The sequence below is a fragment of the Rhodococcus sp. HM1 genome, assembly GCF_023218075.1.
Classification (GTDB): Bacteria; Actinomycetota; Actinomycetes; order Mycobacteriales; family Mycobacteriaceae; genus Rhodococcus.
In genome coordinates this window covers 1-456 of the sequence record NZ_JALPTB010000208.1, presented here as the reverse complement: position 1 = coordinate 456, position 456 = coordinate 1, and the positions used below count along the sequence as shown (strand labels likewise).

The window sequence follows — 456 nt, the reverse complement described above, 5'->3', positions numbered from 1 at the left end:
GCGCCGTGCAGACCAGCGATTTCATGACCGCCGACTGGGCCGAGCTGCCGTACGCGCTGCTCAAGAAGGTGTCGGGACGGATCATCAACGAAGTGCGCGGGATCAACCGGGTGACGTACGACGTGTCGAGCAAGCCGCCGGCGACGATCGAGTGGGAGTGAAACCGGGTTCCTCGGAGCCTATCGCCGGCCAGCAGGAGAAGCTGGCGGTAAAGCCGACGGTCGATTTCCGATCCGGTCGATGTCTGGATCGACGGGCGTACCCGTCAGCCCGTCGTTGATCCACCGGCGGCTTCGATTCGCAGGGATCGGACAAAGGGCGAAGCGAGCCGATCGATCAATGCCCCCGGGGACTTGTACCTGTGTCGCGGGGGCCGGCTCTGGACGGCTCATGAGCTTTCCTGAGGGCATCGGGGAAATCGTTGCTTCACAGCGTGACCACCCATCGATGCTCGCC

General features: G+C 64.0%; 1 pseudogene. It reads left to right on the top strand.

Going from position 1 to position 456, the window contains the following annotated elements:
* Nucleotides 1–161, top strand: a pseudogene (locus M1M07_RS32445) (GMP synthase (glutamine-hydrolyzing)); the annotation flags it as partial.
* Nucleotides 162–456 lie beyond the last annotated feature (295 nt).